We start from the raw sequence: 16,642 nt of genomic DNA, 5'->3' as shown, positions 1-16,642 counted from the left end.
TATGGCCAGGTCCGCGGTCCTTCAATTGCAGTCGGTTACCAGCCTGTATCTACCGGGTGTGCTGGCGAGCATCGTGGTCGCCATTGCCGCGCGTTTCCTGGCTGACCAGTATCACGCGCCGGTGATGCTGTTGGCACTCTTGCTCGGCATGGCCATGAACTTTCTGGCGGCGGGGCCGAGCAGAGCCGGTATCGACTTCAGCGCCCGGGAAATCCTGCGCGTGGGCGTGGCCTTGCTGGGCTTGCGTATCTCGCTGGAGCAGATCGTGGCGCTGGGCTGGCATCCGGTGCTGATCGTGGTCGTGTCGGTGGTGGTCACCATCGTGGTGTCGATGCTGGCGGCGCGTGCCCTGGGCTTCAATGCACTGTTCGGCCTGTTGTCCGGCGGCGCCACCGCGATCTGCGGCGCGTCGGCGGCACTGGCCTTGGCGGCGGCGTTGCCGGGCCACCAGGCCAAGGAACGGGCGACACTGTTCACGGTCATTGGCGTGTCCAGCCTGTCGACCCTGGCGATGATCGTCTATCCGCTGATTGCCCGGGCACTGGACCTGGACCCGCTGCAAGCCGGGGTGTTTCTCGGCGCCACCATCCATGACGTCGCCCAGGTGGTCGGTGCCGGGTACAGCATGTCCCATGACATCGGCGATACCGCCACGGTGGTCAAGTTGATGCGTATCGCCATGCTGCTGCCGGTGATCGTCTGCGCGGTGTTGATCACCCGCGTCCAGGGCGGGCAGGGCACGGGTGAGCGGCCACCGTTGTTGCCCTGGTTCGCCGTGGCATTCGTGGTGCTGGCGACGGTGACCAGCCTGGGTTGGTTGCCACCGGTGGTGCAGGGCCTGGGCAATCAATTGTCCAGCTGGTGCCTGGTCGTGGCCATCAGTGCGCTGGGGATGAAAATCCAGTTGAAGGAACTGGCCACGGTGGGGTTCAAACCCATCCTGTTGATGGTCGGTGAAACGGTGTTCTTGCTGGGGTTGGTGTTGATGATGATACGACTCTGAAGTTGAGTCTGGTCGTTCAATAACGCGGATGTACTGACACCGGCGCTATTGACTGGATCTCGTTGAATGAATTGAACGCTCCCCTGACGGGGTTATGAGTGGTGGGCACTGTCATGCCCGAATTTTGAATAGCCAGGTGTATTTCCATGAACGCAAAACAACAACAAAAACCACAGAGACAACCGATGCGGGTAATCAAGACTCATGGTGCTGGCGTGTTCGAGCCAACGCTGCTGGCCTCGGCGCTGTTCATCGCCATGTTGCCGGCGGCACAGGCTTTTGAATTGAACACCGGCAGCGAAGACTGGACCGTGCGCTTCGATAACACCATGAAGTTCAACTACGCCCAGCGGGTCGAAAGTGCTAACAGCAAATTGGCCAATTCATGGAACAACAACGACGGCAACCGCAACTTCTCCTCGGGCAGTGCGGTGTCCCAGCGCCTGGATGTGCTGTCCGAACTGGACGTGACGTACCAGAAGAAAGCCGGTTTTCGCATCAGCGCCAACAGCTGGTACGACCATGCCTACGACAATGTCGGCAGTGACAACGCGGCGACCAACCAGCTCAACGATGGCCGGCCGGATTCGCGCCACGTCAGCGGTTATGTCGATCGTTACTACAACGGTCCATCGGCCGAGATCCTCGATGCCTTCGTCTTCGGCAGCACAGAAATCGGCGAAGATTCGATCCTCAGCGCCAAGCTCGGCAAGCACACCCAGTACTGGGGCGAAAGTGTCCTGGCCTTTGCCCATGGCAACAGCTACGGCCAGTCTGGCCTGGACATTACCAAGGCGTTGGCGGTGCCCGGCACCGAAGCCAAGGAACTGTTCATCCCGCGCAATCAGTTGTCAGTCAGCTTCACGGTCAACCCGGAACTGACCCTCGGCGCGCAGTACTTCCTCGATTGGGACGCTTCGCGCCTGCCGGAGTCCGGTACCTACCTGGGCTTCAACGACGGCATCCAGAACGGCGGGCACAACCTGTCGCTGATCGGTGGGCAGAATCCGTTCTTTGGAGCCCCAGGCGCGATCGGTGCCAACCAGTTCCTGCGCCTGAGCAATGGCCATACCTTCGAACCGGACAAGCGCGGCGACTTCGGCCTGATGGCCAAGTGGAGCCCGGAATGGCTCGACGGCACGCTCGGCATCTACTACCGCAACACGTCCGACATCCTGCCCAACCTGGTGCTGCAGCCGACCGCTGTCGGCCCGGCCCAACTGATCTCCGGCAACATCGGCAGCTACAACCAGTTCTACGTCGACGACATCGATATCTATGGCATCAGCCTGTCGAAAAGCGTCGGCGACGTCAGCGTCGGCTTCGATCTCAACTACCGGGAAAACATGCCCCTGGCCAGCGTCGCCGGTACCGTCAGCCCGGCCGCGGCAGCTGCCGGCCGGCCAGGCTTCATTGGCGGCTTCGATGGCGAAGACGGCGTGGCCCGCGGCAACACCGTGCATGCGGTGCTCAACGGCCTGACCACATTTGGCGACACACCGCTGTGGGACAGTTCTTCATTGCTGGTCGAGCTCGGCTACAGCCGCTGGCTGAAGGTGACCGACAACAAGCAGCTGTTCAAGGGCGAGGACTGGTACCGCGGCACCGACAAGGTGACCAAGGACAACTACATCATTGGGGTCAACTTCAACCCGACCTGGTACCAGGTCTTCCCGGGCATCGATATGTACCTGCCGATGACCTACAACGTCGGCCTCAACGGCAATTCCGCCGTCCAGTTGGGGGGCAACGAAGATTCCGGCAGCTACTCGGTCGGCGTCGGCTTCGACGTGCACAACCAATATCGCTTCGACCTGAAATACGTGGACAACTTCGGTCCATTCGACACTTGCAGTTCGCCAGGCAGCGCTGGCAGCCAGGGAGAAGGCGCTGCGCCGGGTGCCAACGGGCAGTACAACTGCACGCCCGGGCAAACCACCGCCTTTGGCGGTACACCGGCCCAGCTCAAGGATCGCGGCATGGTAACGGCCACCTTCAAGACAACTTTCTGATTCGCGATTGCTTAAAAGCAATCAGGAGAACGACACCATGAAATGCATGCACAATCTGTTAACCGCCTCCGTCGCGCTGGCCTTCGCCGGCCTGGTCCAGGCCGCCGTGCCCGCCGCCGACGCGAGCAAGCTGGGCAGCAACCTCACCGCCGTGGGCGCCGAAAAAGCCGGCAACGCCGACGGCTCCATTCCGGCCTATACCGGCGGCCTGACGACCGCGCCAGCAGGTTTCAAATCGGGCGATACCCTGCGTCCCGACCCTTACGCCAGCGAGAAGCCGCTGCTGGTGATCGATGGCAAGAATGTCGCGCAGTACAAGAACCAGCTGACGGCCGTCACGGTCGAACTGGCCACGCGTTTTCCGAGCTTCCGCGTCGAGGTCTATCCGACTCATCGCAGCGTGGCCCTGCCAAAGAGCGTACTGGACAACACCTTGAAGAACGCCACCGGCGCCAAGTCCCTGGAGGGTGGCAACGCCATCGAGAACGTCCTGCCGGGTGTGCCTTTCCCGATTCCGCAGTCAGGTGCCGAAGCCATGTGGAACCACTTGCTGCGCTATCAGGGGGTGGCGTATTCGACCAAGTATGACTCCTGGAACGTCGATGCCTCAGGCGCGCAAATCCTTGCCACCAGCGGCGAGATCGTCAACTCGTTTCCGATCTTCGAAGACCCGGGCAAGGTCATCGATGGCAAGGACACCTACTTCCAGACCCGTCTGTTCTACACAGGTCCCGCGCGCCGGGCGGGCGAGGCGATCATGCTCAAGGACGCCGCCAACCCGCTCGCCCAGGCACGTCGTGCCTGGCAGTACCTGCCGGGGCAACGCCGGGTGAAGCTGGCGCCGACCCTGGCCTATGACACACCGAACCCGGGCACGGCAGGCTCGGGCACCTATGACGACGTGTATGTCTTCAACGGTGCGCTGGATCGCTATGACTGGAAACTGGTGGGCAAGCAGGAAATGATCGTGCCGTACAACACCTACGCGCTGAGCTACATCAAGGACCCGAAAGCCTTGACCACACCCAACCACCTGGCGCCGCAATTCGTGCGTTGGGAGAAGCATCGTGTGTGGGTGGTGGAAGGCACGCTCAAGGCCGGTGCCCGTCACGTCTATGCCAAGCGTCGCTTCTATCTGGACGAGGACAGCTGGGTGGCTCTGGCCTCCGATCAATACGATGCGCGCGGCCAACTGTACCGTGGCTCTTTCAGCTTCCTCTCGCAAAGCTACGACGTGACCACCCCCAACACTACGCCACACGTGATCTATGACCTGGTGGGCGGGACCTACAACATCAACGGTTTGTCCGGCGCCTACGGCGGCATCAAGTACATCGCACCGCTGACCAAGGCGCAATGGTCACCGGACGCACTGGCCGGTAACGGTATTCGCTAAGCGCGTTACACCAGCAGGCCGGCTGCACCCCGTGTGCAGCACGGCCCGGTTTTGCCAGGAGGACGCACTATGGGTTCATTGAACAAGCGCAGGTTGCAGGCGCTGGTGATGCTGTTGGCGCTGTGGCAGACGGGTGCCCAGGCGAGTGCCTACGTCGATGTGCTGGACCTGCCCGCCAGGCTCAGTGCCTTGGCGGTCCGCAGTCCCATGCTCGACGTTGCGAATGCGGGGCCGCGCCTGGTCGCCGTTGGCCAGCGCGGCCAAATTCTTTATTCCGACGACGCCGGCAAGCAATGGTCGCAGGCCAGCGTTCCGGTCAGCAGCGACCTGAATGCCGTTTACTTTTCTTCCCGGGAACAAGGCTGGGCCGTGGGCAACGATGGCGTCATCCTGCACAGCAGTGACGCTGGCGTGACCTGGAAAAAGCAACTGGACGGTCGTGAGATCGGCGCATTGCTGGTCAAGCATTACTCGAAGCTGGCCGATGCCGAGCCGGCCAACGAACAGTGGCCGCTGCTGGTCGCCGAAGGTCAGCGCCTGGAGGAAGAGGGCGCCGACAAACCCTTGCTCGACGTCTGGTTCGCCGACGACAAGCTCGGTTACGCGGTCGGCGTGTTCAACCTGATCCTGCGTACCGAGGATGGCGGCCAAAGCTGGACGCCTTTTCAGGATCGCACCGACAACCCGCAGAACTTCCATTTGAACGCGATCAACTCGACCGGCGATGCCTTGTACATCGCGGGAGAGCAGGGGTTGCTGCTCAAGTGGGATAGCTCGCAGCAGCGTTTCGCTGCGTTGCAAACGCCGTATCAAGGCAGCTTTTTCGGCGTGGTCGGCAAGCCTGGCGAAGTGGTGGTCTACGGCCTGCGCGGCAACGTATTGCGCAGCACCGACGGCGGGCTGAGCTGGTCCCCGTTGGAAAGCGGATTGCAAGTGAGCATCACCGCCGCCGCCGTCGATGCCCAAGGTCACTACCGATTTTTCACCCAGGCCGGTCACATGTTGCTGGCCAAGGACGACAGCGTCCGCTTGCAGTGGGTGGCGCAGCAATCCCCGTCCCCGGTGGCTGGCGCGACAGCGGTTGGCGAGGGTGCGCTGGTCGTGGTCGGCAGCCGTGGTGCCCGCACGCTTCTCGAAGAACAAGAGCCAGAACAATAGAGCGAGTACTCACACATGGCCCCTACCAAGCAAGACAACATGCCGGTGATCCGCGATCTGCGCGACTTCGATCGACGCTCCGGCAATCTGCTCGAACGGCTGGTGTTCAACCATCGCCCGCTGTTCATGCTGCTGATGGCGCTGGCCACCGTGGTCCTGGGCTACATGGCCGCGACCCGCCTGGAACTGCGCCCCAGCTTCGAAAAAATGATCCCGCAGAGCCAGCCGTACATCCAGAATTTCCTCGAGAACCGCGCTTCGCTGCGCGGCCTGGGCAACTCGGTGCGGGTGGTGGTGGAAAACACCCAGGGCGATATCTTCGACCCGAACTACCTGACGGTCCTCAAGCAGGTCAACGACGAGCTGTTTCTCACCGAAGGTGTTGATCGCGCCTGGATGAAATCGCTGTGGACGCCTGCGGTGCGCTGGACCGAAGTCACCGAGGAAGGCTTCCAGGGTGGCCCGGTGATGCCCGATACCTATGAGGGCAAACCCGAGCAGATCGAACAGCTGCGCCAGAACATCGGGCGTGCCGGCATCGTCGGCAGTCTGGTGGCCAGCGACTACAAGTCGAGCATGTTGGTCGTGCCGCTGCTGGACAAGGCCTCGGCCACCGGCCAGGGCATCAACTACCACGCCTTTTCGCAGATGCTCGAAGAGCGGCTGCGCGACAAGATCGAGTTCGCCGGGGACAGCGCGACGCGTAAGGCCGGTGCTGAGGGCAAGGGCCCGTACAAGGTCCGGGTCATCGGTTTCGCCAAGCTGATGGGCGACCTGATCGATGGCCTGATCCAGGTGATGATGTTCTTCGGCCTGGCAGTGTTCACTTCGTTGATCATTATCTACGCCTATACCCGTTGCGTGCGCAGTACCTTGCTGGTGGTCGGCTGCTCGCTGATCGCGGTGGTCTGGCAACTGGGCATCGTCGCCTGGCTGGGTTATGCCATCGACCCGTATTCGGTGCTGGTGCCATTCCTGATCTTCGCCATTGGCGTGTCCCACGCAGCGCAGAAAATGAACGGCATCATGCAGGACATTGCCCGTGGCACGCATAAGCTGATCGCCGCGCGCTATACGTTTCGCCGTCTGTTCATGGCTGGTGTCACCGCGTTGCTGGCCGATGCCGTGGGCTTCGCCGTGTTGATGCTGATCGATATCCCGGTGATCCAGGACCTGGCGATCACTGCCAGCATCGGTGTGGCGGTGCTGATTTTTACTTCCTTGCTACTGATGCCGGTGGCGCTGTCCTATATCGGCGTCGGGCGCAAGGCCGCGGAGCGGGCACTGAAGATCGACACCCGTGCCGCCGAACATCGTGGCTTCGGCAAGTTGTGGGACCTGCTCGACCGTTTCACCACGCGCAAGTGGGCCACCGGCACGGTGCTGGTCGCCGTGTTGCTGGGCATCGGCGGTTTCGTGGTCAGCCTGCAACTGAAAATCGGCGACCTCGACAGCGGGGCACCGGAACTGCGGGCCGACTCGCGCTACAACCGCGACAACGCCTACATCACCCAGCATTACGCGCTGTCGAGCGACCTGTTCGCGGTGATGATCAAGACTCCGGCGGAAGGCTGCCTGAACTACCAGACCCTGATCCTCGCCGACCGCCTGGCCTGGGAGCTGCAACAGTCTCCGGGCGTGCAGGCGACCGCTTCGCTGGTCAACGCGGTACGGCAGATCACCGCCGGTACCTTTGAGGGCAACCCCAAGCTCAACAGCATCCAGCGCAACCAGAACGTGCTGAACTACGCCGCGCAGCAGGCCTCGGTCAACGCCCCGGAGCTGTTCAATACCGACTGCTCGCTGATGCCGGTGATCGCCTTCCTAAAGGATCACAAGGCCGAGACCCTGGATGCGGTGGTGGCGATTGCCGACAAGTTCGCCAGGGAAAACAGCAGCGAGGATCGCCAGTTCCTGTTGGCGGCCGGCAACGCCGGGATCGAAGCCGCCACCAACATCGTGGTGCGCGAGGCCAATCGCACCATGCTGCTCTATGTTTATCTGGCGGTGACGCTGTTCTGCCTGATCACCTTCCGCAGTTGGCGCGCCACGCTGGTGGCGCTGTTGCCGCTGGTGCTGACGTCGATCCTCTGCGAAGCGCTGATGGTGGTCATGGGTATCGGCGTGAAGGTGGCGACCTTGCCGGTGATTGCCCTGGGTGTAGGGATCGGTGTGGACTACGCGTTGTACCTGCTCAGCGTTCAGCTGCAGTATCAACGCCAGGGCCTATCGCTGTCCCAGGCCTATCGCCAGGCCGTGGCCTTCACTGGGCGGGTGGTCGGGCTGGTCGGTATCACCCTGGCGGCCGGCGTGGTGTGCTGGGTCTGGTCGCCGATCAAGTTCCAGGCCGACATGGGCATCCTGCTGACCTTCATGTTCCTGTGGAATATGCTCGGCGCGCTGATCCTGATTCCGGCGCTGTCGTACTTCCTGCTGCGCAAACAACGGAGTGGAGGAGCGCTTGAAGTCGCTGATCGCGAGGCGGTCGTTGCCCCGGGCAAGCGTGTGGAGCTCGCCGCCAGCTCCCTGCGTCGATAGGCGCTGGACCATCGCATCCAGGCGGGCAGCAATGCGCCGTCTGGATGCGAACAGGGATCTACCCGATCAGCCCTGGCAGAAGCGGATCCGGTTGCCAAACGGATCGTAGACTTCAAGCACTTGCCCCCAACCCTGCTGGACAATCTCCGGACGCCCGTAGCCGTAGCGCTTGGCGAGCAACTCGTCGCGCAGCTGTTCGATATTGTTCATTGGCACAAACACTGTCGAACCCGGGCTGGCGTCGCCATGATGTTCGGACAGGTGCAGTTGCAGACCGTTGCGGCTGATGCCCAGGTACAGCGGAAGGTCGGCTTCGAAGCGGTGTTCGAATTCGACGCTGAAACCCAGGAAATCAAGATAGAACTCACGGGCCTTGGCTTCGTCGAACATGCGCAATATGGGAATGGGCTTGTCGAAGGTCACGGTGGAAGCGGGCTGGGTGTCGGCCGGGGAAAGCATCGCTGATGCGGTGTTCCAGTCCTTGTAGCCCAGTTGCTCTGCGACCAGTTCCAGCGCGGTGGAGTGAGACAGGCTCTGATTGCGTTCCTCCAGCGAGGCGCGCAACTGTTTGGCCATTTGCTTGGCTTGCTCGATTGAAAACATCGTTGCTCCTTTAGCCGAGATCCTTGGGTGCCCGCGTTGCCAAACCTCGACCGTCAAGAGATACGACAGGGTTCGTATGAGGAAGCGATGCTTTCACCTTTCCCATCGGGAGCGAGCGGCGGGCAGCATCGGCCCGGTGCCGATAGTACATAGCCGCTCCCGTGACGGGAAGACCTGCGCCTGTGTATCGCTGTGTATCCAGACCCGTCGTACGCAGGTTGGCTTACAAATGCCCCTGCAACCGGATACATCCGGGATACACGGTTGCCGTCAAATGGCCCTGCCTCAGCGAGAAAGCAAACGCGCCTCGCACAACGGCTTATCGCACGACCTTAGCGGCTTGGCCGCACACAGTATCCGGAGAATCACCATGTCCCGTATGTCGAACAAATCCCGTATTGGCCTGATCGCTGTTGCACTGGCCGGCAGCCTCAACCTCGCATCCACCGCCTTTGCCGCAGACGCGTTGCCCCAAGGCTACCAACTGGCCGCGGCGGAAAAGACCAGTGAAGGCAAGTGTGGCGAAGGCAAGTGCGGCGCAGATGAAGCCGGCGCCAAAGTGACCAAGGCCGGCGAAGGCAAGTGCGGTGAAGGCAAATGCGGCGATGCTTCGTTCGCCCGTACCGACACCGACCACGACGGCCGCGTTTCGCTCAAGGAACTGCTGACCGTAGCCCCGCAGGGCGGCGAAGAGTTCAAGGCCATGGACACCAACAACGACGGTTTCCTCTCCGAAGGCGAGGTCTACAAATTCCGCACCAACCAGTTCACCTCCAACGGCAAGAAAGTGCCTACCGAGCTGTTCACCCAGATGAGCAAGGCGAAGAGCTGATAACGCGATACAGCGGTAAAAAATCACCTCCCTTGGGTTTTTCCCTGGGGAGGTATTTTTTTCGATTACCAGGCCCAACGCGTCCAGACAGCCGACCCATCTCTTGCGGTTGTACCCGATCAAACTGTAGGAGAGAGCTTGCTCGCGAAAAACGTCCGGTCAACGCAATCACCCAGACAGCGCGCGTCATCGTTGACGTCCATCGCTGGCAAGCCAGCTCCTACAGGGGGAACGCGTTCGCTTGGGATCATGCGTACGGCTCTCAGTCAAAGGCGCTCCGATAGGCAAACAGCCCAGGCATCCCGCCGGTCATCACAAACAGCAGATTGCTGCCCGCCGGGTAGTCGCCCCGGCGTACAGCGGCGAGCAGGCCGGCGAAGGCCTTGCCGCCGTAGACGGGGTCGGTGAGCAAGCCTTCCTGGGATGCGAGCAGGCGCAGCGCTTCGAGCATCGCTTCGGTCGGCGCGCCGTAGGCGTCGCCGCGTTGGCTGCCATCCACACGAATAGGGGTGTCGGCCAGTGTTGAGGACGGGGCAAGCAGCTGTAGAACCTGACGGGTTTTTTCCAGGGTCGTGGTCGTGGCCTGTTCCTCGGTCGCCAGGACCGAGTAACCGAGGATGTGCGACGAAGCGCCCGCCAGGGTGACACCGGCCAGCAGCCCTGAGTGGGTGCCAGCACTGCCATTGGGCACGATGATCTGCTCGAAATGCACACCCAGCGCATCCGCCTGGCGCAGGATTTCCGAAGCGCAGGCGGCATACCCCAGGCTGCCCCGGGGGCTGGACCCGCCTAGGGGCATCACGAAGGGCTTTTTACCTTGGCCCTTGAGCGTGTCGACCAACTCGGCCGCATAGGTATCAGGCACGATTCCCCGCGCCAGCCGATGAACCTTCGCGCCAAACAGTGCGTCCAGCAGCACATTGCCGTTGTGGCAGAAGTCATCGTCGCTGCGCACGGCCGAGGGGGTCAGGATCAGATCGCAGGCGAGGCCGTGACGGGCCGCCACGGCAGCGGTCAGGCGCGCGTGATTGGATTGAAAACCGCCCCAGGTCACCAGCGTGTCGGCGCCTTCGGCCAAGGCTTCGCCGAGCAGGAATTCCAGTTTGCGCAGCTTGTTGCCGCCGCCGCCGAGACCGGTCAGGTCATCGCGCTTGACGTAGAGGTTGCAGCCATTGAGATCGGGCAAGCCGCTCAATCGGGACAGTTTCTGGATCGGGGTCGGGCCTTCGAGCAGGGCCACCCGTGGGTAGGCGGCCAGCGCGGCATCAAGAAGATTCAAGTCGTGGGGCATGAAGGATCGCTCATGGAGGAAAGGAAGCTCGGTGGGCTGAACGCCATCTGCCACTCTAGAAAGCCGTGGATTGAAGATATACCGCTGGCAAGGAATTACAGTTGATACACCGTGTAATGAACGGTGATATCTCTGATACAGATAACCGTGATCTTTATTATTCGTTTATTGAGATATCATCGCGCGAGATAAGGTCTGCCCAACTGAAGAAGGGAAGGGCAGGCGATGAACAATGTAAAACCCGCGACAGCCGACAGTGCGCCACATCCCGCCAGTCCATGGCGCGGCACTCTTGCCGGTTTTTCGGCGAGCCTGGTCGGGATTGGCCTGGCGCGATTCGCTTATACGCCGCTGTTGCCAGCGCTGGTCGGCGCCCATTGGTTTGATGCCTCCAGGGCGGCCTATCTCGGTGCGGCAAACCTGGCGGGGTATCTGGCCGGGGCGATTTTCGGCCGCACACTGGCGGCCAGAACTTCAACCCGATCGACCCTCAGGGCCATGATGCTGCTGGCCAGCATCGCCTTTTTTGCCTGCGCCTGGCCCCTGTCCTTTGCCTGGTTCTTCGCCTGGCGATTGCTCTCCGGTGTCGCTGGCGGGGCGTTGATGGTACTCGCCGCGCCGACTGTGCTGGCGCACGTGCCGCCCTCGCGCCGGGGCCTGGCGGGCGGGGTGATCTTCATGGGCGTGGGCGTCGGGATCGCGGCGTCCGGCACCTTGGTGCCGCTGCTGCTGCAACATGGCCTTGGGCAAACCTGGCTGGGCCTGGGCGTGATCGCGCTGTTGCTCACCGCCATTGCCTGGCGCGGCTGGCCGACGGAAAACGCGCCGGTGGCCGGTACAGTCCAGCACCATCGCCCGGCGCCCAACGGCACCCTCAAGGCGCTGTATGTGGAGTACGCGCTGAACGCCGCCGGGTGGGTGCCGCACATGATTTTCCTGGTGGATTTCGTCGCCCGGGGCCTGGGCCAGGGCCTGCAGACGGGCGCGCAGTACTGGGTGTTGTTTGGCATTGGCGCCACGGTCGGCCCGCTGCTGGCAGGGGGGCTGGCGGACCGGGTCGGCTTCGCTCGCGCGTTGAGGGTGTCGTTCATCATCGAGGCCATCGCCGTCGCGGTACCGGCCTTCGCACCGGGCAGCCTCTGGCTGATGGTGTCCAGCGTGACGGTCGGCGCCTTTGTCACCGGGACCGTGCCGCTGGTGTTGGGACGGGTCCAGGAAATTCTTGTCCGCCATCCGGCCCGGCAAAGTGCGGCCTGGCAGACCGCCACGGTGGGTTTCGCCCTGTTCCAGGCGGTCGCCGCTTATGGGCTGTCGTTCCTGTTTTCCTACAGCGGCGGCAACTACAGCCTGCTGTTCCTGATCGGCACGGCGGCCATGTTGTTGGCCTTTGTGATTGACCTGCTGGCGGCGCTGCGAAGCTCGCGTACCTCGGTGGCCCCATGAATTACGCCGAGCGCAATCTGGCCTATTGGCGGCGCAACCTGGCTGTCTGTGTGTTCGGTTCGTTCACCACCCTGGTGAGCCTGAGCATGCTGTTGCCGTTCCTGCCGCTCTATGTGCAACAGCTTGGTGTAACAGCCCAGGCCGATGTGGTGCAGTGGTCCGCCGTGGCCTTCGGTGCGACGTTTTTTGGTACGGCGATTACCGCGCCGCTGTGGGGGCGGCTGGCCGATCGTTATGGGCGCAAGCCGATGCTGGTGCGCGCGGCCATCGGCATGGCGGTGGTGATGTCGCTGATCGGGCTGGCGCGGGATGTGACTGATCTTGTGGTGCTGCGCCTGGTCGCCGGGCTCATCGGTGGTTATGCCTCGGCGTCGATTGTGATGATCGGATCCCAGGTGCCACGGGAAAAGGCCGGGTGGGCACTGGGCGTGCTGTCGACGGGGGCGTTGTCCGGCAACTTGATCGGGCCGCTGGTGGGTGGTTTCCTGCCGCAGTGGGTCGGCATCCGCGGTACTTTTTTCGTCGGTGGCGCCATGATCGCAGTGGCCGCGATCGCCACTCTGGTGCTGGTTCGCGAGGATTTCAGCCGGCAGTTGGACGGGGCACGGCGGGTCACTACATCCAGGCACGAGGCTGACAGTGCGCGCTGGCCAATCATCGCCGCGTTGTTGATGACGGCGATGATGGTTTTGCTCGCCAACATGTCGATCGAGCCGATCATCACCGTCTACATCGGTGACCTGGGCGTGGCGCTTGATGATCAGGCGCGGATTGCCGGGATTGTGATGGCCTGTTCGGCGCTGGGCAGCATTCTCACCGCCGCCCGGCTGGGGGCGTTGGCCGATCGGGTCGGCAGCTGGAAGGTGATCATCGGTTGCCTGGTGCTGACCGGCATCGTCATGGTGCCCCAGGCATTCGTCACGCAGTGGTGGCAGCTGGCAGTGTTGCGCGGCCTGATGGGCATGACCCTGGCCGGGCTGCTGCCGGCGATCGCCAAGCTGATCCGGCAGTCGGTGGCGGAGCATAACAGCGGAAAAATCCTCGGCTACCTGCAATCGGCGCAGTTTTCCGGGCAGGTGATCGGGCCCTTGATCGGTGGCCAGATCGGTGCGCATTTCGGCCTGCACCAGGTTTTCCTCGTCACGGGCGCGCTGCTGGTGTCGTGTGCCGGGGTCAACGGTTGGATCAGGTCACGGGTGGGTACGCTGCAAAGCGCTACAACGCAAAGGTAGCGGGTACGCCATCCTCACGCACGCGGTGCAGAAAGGTGGAAAGCGCACTGGAGAAATAGCCGTCGAGGCGCCGCACGAACACCGTTTCCACTTCAGCCAGCTGCGGGGACAGTTCGTGCACGGCCACCAAGCCCTCGCGCGCCGCGTTGGCAACAACGCCCCTGGGCAACAGCGTGACCCCGACCCCGGCCGACACGCAGGCAATGATCGCTTCGATTGAACCGAACTCCAGCGGCTCGGGGGTGGGGGCGCCAAGGCTGGTCAGCAGTGTGTCCAGGCGTTGGCGATAGGAGCAGCCAAGACGGAAAACTACGGTCTTGAGATTCAAGGCCGCGGCGACATCCGCCAGGCGGTGCAGGGCCGGTGAGGTGACCAGCACCAGTTCTTCGCGAAAGACCACTTCGCTGTGCAGCTGCGGGTGATTGACCGGCCCGACCACGAACGCGCCCTCCAGCTTACAGTCGACGACGTCCTGGATCAGGCTGCAGGTGGTGCCGGTGCGCACCACCGGGCGAACCTCGGGGTAATCCCTGGCGAACCGGGCGATCAGATGTGGCAGGCGCAGGGCGAGGGTGGTCTCCAGCGTGCCGATCTCGAGCTCGCCCCTGGGCTGGCCGTCATCGCGGGCGGCTCTGGAGGCATCGAGGAGCAATTTCGCCAGGCGGTCGGCAAAGGGCAGGATGCGCCGTCCCGCGGGCGTCACCTGTACACCCTTGGCGCTGCGCTGGAACAGGGCCACGCCGAGCTCGTCCTCCAGCGAGCGAATCCGCGCCGACACGTTCGACTGCACGGTGTTCAGTTCGCTGGCGGCCTTGTTCATGCTGCCGTGGCGGGCTACCGCGGCCACTACCTTGAGATCCGTGACATCCATCGAACTCACCTATCTGAAAAAACAATAACCAATGCGCAATTCAAGGCTCATTAGAGATTAACACGCAAGCGGAAATCCACGGGAAGTTGATTCACCAAAAACGATCAACTGGATCATTAATGATCATTTTACATGATCCTGTACCGGGCATAGGTTGAACGGGCACAGATACCGCAGCCAGTGGCGGATCGAGTCTGAATCTGAGGCTGTGGAACAACAATAACGCTACCACTGCTACACGGAGTCAACGTGAACCATGCAACCGAATCAGCCAGGATCCGCAACCATCCCCGGTACAAGGATCTGGTCTCGCGCCAGCGCACGTTCGTCGCGAGTCTTACCGCTGCAACCCTTGTCCCGTATTTCACGTTCATCCTCGTCGCCGCCTTCGCGCCCCAGCTGCTGGCAACGAAGCTGTCGGCGACCAGCATCATCAATATCGGTTGGCCATTGGGTGTGGTGTTCATCCTCGGCGCCTGGCTGTTCACCGGTCTCTACATCCTGCGTGCCAACGGTGAGTTCGATGAACTGACCGCGCAGATTCGCGCGGGGGGCATCGTATGAAACGCATCCACTTGATCCTCGGCACGCTGCTCGGTGCAGTCGCCACCAGCGTTTTGGCCGGGGATGTTTTGCAGAACGTCGAGAAACAACCGATCAACATCACCGCGATCGGCATGTTCCTGGTCTTCGTCGTCACGACCCTGGGCATCACGTACTGGGCCGCCAACAAGACCCGGTCGATGGATGATTTCTACACGGCCGGTGGCGGCATCAGCGGTTTCCAGAACGGCCTGGCACTGGCCGGGGACTACATGTCGGCGGCGGCGTTGCTGGGGGTCACCAGCATGATCTTCTTCAACGGCTTCGATGGTGTGCTGTACTCGATCAGCTTCTTTGTCGCCTGGCCGCTGTTGCTGTTCCTGTTTGCCGAGCGCATCCGCAACCTGGGGCGCATCACCATCTCCGACATCGCTTCCTACCGCCTCGATCAGAATCGCATCCGCACCCTGACGGCCTTCGGTTCGCTGACGGTGGTGTGCTTTTACCTGGTGGTGCAGATGGTGGGGGCGGGGCAGTTGATCCAGCTGTTGTTCGGCTTGCCCTACAATTACGCGGTGATTGCCGTGGGCCTGTTGATGGCGGTCTACGTCACCTTCGGCGGCATGGTCGCCACCACTTGGGTGCAGATCATCAAGGCCGGGTTGCTACTGGTGGGCGGCACCTTGCTCGCGATCCTGGCGCTGAGCAAGTTCGGTTTTTCCTTCGACCTGTTGTTCGAGCAAGCCGTGGCCGCGCACCACGATGGCGAGCGGATCCTGCTGCCGAGCAAACTGGTGGCCGACCCGCTGTCGCTGATCTCGCTGTCACTGGGACTGGTGTTTGGCACGGCGGGATTGCCACACATCCTCATGCGCTTCTTTACCGTGCCGGACGCCAGGCAAGCGCGTAAATCGGTGTTCGTCGCCACGGGCTTCATCGGTTTTTTCTACCTGATCGTGGCGGTGCTGGGCCTGGCCGCCATCGTGATCGTCGGCCAGGACCCGGCCTTCTACGAGTCCGGCATCGTCGGCGGCAAGCTCATCGGTGGCGGCAACATGCCGGTGATGCACCTGGCCAAGGCCGTGGGTGGCGACCTGCTGCTCGGCTTCATCTCGGCGGTGGCGTTTGCGACGATCCTGGCGGTGGTGTCCGGCCTGACCATGGCCGGCACCTCGGCGATCTCCCATGACCTCTATGTGATGGTCGTCAAGAAGGGCAAAGCCGAGGCCCGGGACGAGCGCCGCGTATCGCGGATCGCCTCGGTCGGCATCGGCATCGTCGCGGTGGTGCTGGGCATCCTGTTCAAGGACCAGAACATCGCCTTCCTGGTGGCGCTGACCTTCGGCGTGGCGGCTTCGGTCAACTTTCCGATCCTGGTGCTTTCGATGTACTGGAAAGGGCTGACTACCCGGGGCGCATTGATCGGCGGCATTGCCGGGCTGGTGAGTGCCGTCGGCCTGGTGGTGCTCTCGCCGGCGGTGTGGGTCAAGGTGCTGGGCAATGCCGAGGCGATCTTCCCCTATGACTACCCGGCGATCATCTCGATGAACGTGGCGTTCCTCTTTACCTGGCTGGGCTCGGTGACGGATCGCAGCCAGGGCGCGGTGCTCGAGCGCGAGCGTTTCGACGATCAATTGATCCGCGCCCAGACCGGGCTCGGGGCCGCACAGGCGGTCAGTCACTGATCCTCCACCTTTTTGATGTGCGTCTTTTGCAAGAG

At 62.4% G+C, this 16,642-nt stretch carries 13 protein-coding genes; 10 read left to right on the top strand and 3 right to left on the bottom strand.

The features are described from left to right. The first annotated feature begins 1 nt into the window (after nt 1). The 5 genes from ACM6I6_RS19845 to ACM6I6_RS19825 all read left to right on the top strand — a co-directional run bounded on the left by ACM6I6_RS19845 (nt 2) and on the right by ACM6I6_RS19825 (nt 8,107). On the top strand, nt 2-1,003 hold the full coding sequence (locus ACM6I6_RS19845) for a YeiH family protein (RefSeq protein ID WP_274077631.1): 1,002 nt from the start codon (nt 2-4) through the stop codon (nt 1,001-1,003). 185 nt (nt 1,004-1,188) lie between these two features. Continuing rightward, nucleotides 1,189-3,015: a DUF1302 domain-containing protein gene (locus tag ACM6I6_RS19840; RefSeq protein WP_406591979.1), complete on the top strand. Its 1,827-nt coding sequence runs from the start codon at nt 1,189-1,191 to the stop codon at nt 3,013-3,015. A 37-nt stretch (nt 3,016-3,052) separates the two neighbouring features. Then, nucleotides 3,053-4,411 carry a DUF1329 domain-containing protein gene (locus tag ACM6I6_RS19835; RefSeq protein WP_274077632.1) on the top strand — a complete coding sequence of 453 codons (1,359 nt, stop codon included), beginning with the start codon at nt 3,053-3,055 and terminating at the stop codon, nt 4,409-4,411. Between the two features lie 69 nt (nt 4,412-4,480). Beyond that, entirely contained in the window at nt 4,481-5,569 is a 1,089-nt protein-coding gene (locus tag ACM6I6_RS19830; protein WP_406591965.1) for a WD40/YVTN/BNR-like repeat-containing protein, read from the top strand. A gap of 15 nt (nt 5,570-5,584) precedes the next feature. Then, nucleotides 5,585-8,107 carry an efflux RND transporter permease subunit gene (locus tag ACM6I6_RS19825; RefSeq protein WP_414920583.1) on the top strand — a complete coding sequence of 841 codons (2,523 nt, stop codon included), beginning with the start codon at nt 5,585-5,587 and terminating at the stop codon, nt 8,105-8,107. A gap of 66 nt (nt 8,108-8,173) precedes the next feature. Here the strand turns inward: ACM6I6_RS19825 and ACM6I6_RS19820 are convergent, their stop codons facing one another. Further along, the gene (locus tag ACM6I6_RS19820; protein WP_414920582.1) at nt 8,174-8,710 is read right to left on the bottom strand and encodes a glyoxalase superfamily protein; all 537 of its coding nucleotides are present in this window, start codon (nt 8,708-8,710) and stop codon (nt 8,174-8,176) included. 370 nt (nt 8,711-9,080) lie between these two features. On the opposite strand from ACM6I6_RS19820, the gene ACM6I6_RS19815 reads away from it, so the two are divergent. After that, on the top strand, nt 9,081-9,542 hold the full coding sequence (locus ACM6I6_RS19815; RefSeq protein WP_274077636.1) for a hypothetical protein: 462 nt from the start codon (nt 9,081-9,083) through the stop codon (nt 9,540-9,542). A 262-nt stretch (nt 9,543-9,804) separates the two neighbouring features. Here the strand turns inward: ACM6I6_RS19815 and ACM6I6_RS19810 are convergent, their stop codons facing one another. Continuing rightward, nucleotides 9,805-10,833 (bottom strand): D-cysteine desulfhydrase family protein, encoded by a 1,029-nt coding sequence (locus tag ACM6I6_RS19810; protein WP_406591962.1) that lies wholly within the window; start codon nt 10,831-10,833, stop codon nt 9,805-9,807. Between the two features lie 225 nt (nt 10,834-11,058). Here ACM6I6_RS19810 and ACM6I6_RS19805 point away from each other — a divergent pair, with 225 nt between their 5' ends. Then, complete coding sequence (locus ACM6I6_RS19805; protein ID WP_414920581.1) at nt 11,059-12,276, top strand: YbfB/YjiJ family MFS transporter; 1,218 nt, start codon at nt 11,059-11,061, stop codon at nt 12,274-12,276. Then, nucleotides 12,273-13,508 (top strand): MFS transporter, encoded by a 1,236-nt coding sequence (locus ACM6I6_RS19800; RefSeq protein ID WP_274077639.1) that lies wholly within the window; start codon nt 12,273-12,275, stop codon nt 13,506-13,508. The genes ACM6I6_RS19805 and ACM6I6_RS19800 overlap by 4 nt, the downstream gene beginning before the upstream one ends. Here ACM6I6_RS19800 and ACM6I6_RS19795 read toward each other — a convergent pair. Further along, entirely contained in the window at nt 13,492-14,379 is an 888-nt protein-coding gene (locus ACM6I6_RS19795) for a LysR substrate-binding domain-containing protein (RefSeq protein ID WP_406591960.1), read from the bottom strand. The two genes, ACM6I6_RS19800 and ACM6I6_RS19795, sit on opposite strands and share 17 nt — an antisense overlap. Before the next feature lie 249 nt (nt 14,380-14,628). On the opposite strand from ACM6I6_RS19795, the gene ACM6I6_RS19790 reads away from it, so the two are divergent. Beyond that, nucleotides 14,629-14,943: a DUF485 domain-containing protein gene (locus ACM6I6_RS19790; protein WP_274077641.1), complete on the top strand. Its 315-nt coding sequence runs from the start codon at nt 14,629-14,631 to the stop codon at nt 14,941-14,943. Beyond that, nucleotides 14,940-16,607: a cation acetate symporter gene (locus ACM6I6_RS19785; protein ID WP_274077642.1), complete on the top strand. Its 1,668-nt coding sequence runs from the start codon at nt 14,940-14,942 to the stop codon at nt 16,605-16,607. The genes ACM6I6_RS19790 and ACM6I6_RS19785 overlap by 4 nt, the downstream gene beginning before the upstream one ends. The last annotated feature ends 35 nt before the right edge of the window (nt 16,608-16,642 follow it).

The organism is Pseudomonas sp. IT-P218, from assembly GCF_949767605.1.
In the GTDB taxonomy this organism is placed as follows: domain Bacteria; phylum Pseudomonadota; class Gammaproteobacteria; order Pseudomonadales; family Pseudomonadaceae; genus Aquipseudomonas; species Aquipseudomonas putida_AE.
Note: the sequence above shows the minus strand (reverse complement) of the source record. Positions and strands in the feature narration are given on the sequence as shown.